Origin of the sequence: Mycoplasma leonicaptivi ATCC 49890 (assembly GCF_000622205.1) — a bacterium.
GTDB lineage: Bacteria > Bacillota_I > Bacilli_A > Mycoplasmatales > Metamycoplasmataceae > Mycoplasmopsis > Mycoplasmopsis leonicaptivi.
On the sequence record NZ_JHWE01000077.1, the window covers coordinates 1 to 1371 of the forward strand.

Here is a 1371-nt window from a genome sequence, read left to right on the forward strand (position 1 = left end):
TCTCCTAATATAAATATTTTAAATTAAATATTTGCTATTAAGAGAATTTACACAAAATAATCTACGCTTCCAAAACAAACTTAAACTAGTTAAGGATTTTGCTCTAACTTCATTAATTTTAATAATTATATCTTTTGTTTTAGCAATTTCTATTATTATTGTTGCGGCGGTTTCAATACTAAATGGAAGTGTTAATGGTATTATTGCCACTGGTGGTCTTGGTATTACCTTATTAATTTTTAATATAATAGCAACTATTGTAATTTTTATTTTAGCAATTTTAAAAGTTGTTTACATGAGTTCATACAAAGATAAAGGAAATCAATTTAATCAAATTTGAACATTTTCAATTGTTTTACTTTCTCTTGTTGTTGCTGGTTTTATATTTAGTTGAATACCAGTTGCTGGACAATTTATATCATTAATATTATCAATTGTACAAATAGTATTTATAGTGCTTATTTTTGTAAAAACTAATAATATTTTAAAGCAAGATGTTTTTATCATTGAAGAAAACTAAAATTTCATAAAACAAAAATCTTTGAGATACAAACACTACTCAATGAGTAGTGTTTTAAATTATAAAAAGTGTTTGATTATTAAACAATTTTATCTTTAAAAGCAAATATTTTTTATTGAAATAACTTCAATTTTGTCAACTTTATATAAAATATTTTTTATGTTTTTTTAGACAAACATTTTTTGTAATAATGTTTTTTTGATATTTTGCAGTTTTTCAAGTTTTTGCTTATTTAGTTTAATAACATTGTCAAGAGTTGTAAAGAGTTTTGCGATTTTTTGTTGTTCTTGAAGGTTAGGTACTAAAATACTTTTATCAAAAAATGCTCTATCTGATATATTTATAGTATTTTTTGCACCTTTACTAATTATTGAATATAAAAAATTATTAATTCTATAACTTAATGTAAAATATAATTCCATAAAATTAGAAACAAAATTTGGTTTGCTTTCATAGACAGCGTATAAAACTGAAACTATTCCAGTTTTTTCTGAATTATTACTTCTTATAATTCCATATGGAAAATTAGTTAAAGGTGATTTTGTATAAACAATATCAGTAGGTTCAACTACTTTATAATTTTGTAATGATTCACCTGCAAAACTTCTTCCTAAGAATTTAATCTGATTAACAATTCCGTAATCATTTGACACAGAAAATACATCATCATATTTATAAAATAAATCTGTATTTCTAAAAGATTTTAGTTTAATTAACTCTGAAAATTTCTTTTCTTCTCACTCGTCCTCAAATCCATCAAACCTAATTTTAGGAACTAAATCATCCTTATCTGCAAACATTTTTTGCAATAATTCTTTTTTAACATTTTCGAGTTTTTTAATTTTTAAATT

General features: G+C 22.2%; 2 protein-coding genes. One reads left to right on the top strand and one right to left on the bottom strand.

Annotated elements, in window-relative coordinates:
* Positions 1-31 precede the first annotated feature (31 nt).
* Complete coding sequence (locus BU00_RS0103560) at positions 32-520, top strand: hypothetical protein (protein ID WP_027121496.1); 489 nt, start codon at positions 32-34, stop codon at positions 518-520.
* 167 nt (positions 521-687) lie between these two features.
* On the opposite strand, the gene BU00_RS0103565 is transcribed toward BU00_RS0103560, so the two are convergent.
* Positions 688-1371 (bottom strand): restriction endonuclease subunit S (locus BU00_RS0103565; RefSeq protein WP_027121497.1); only part of this gene is annotated, 684 nt, incomplete at its 5' end.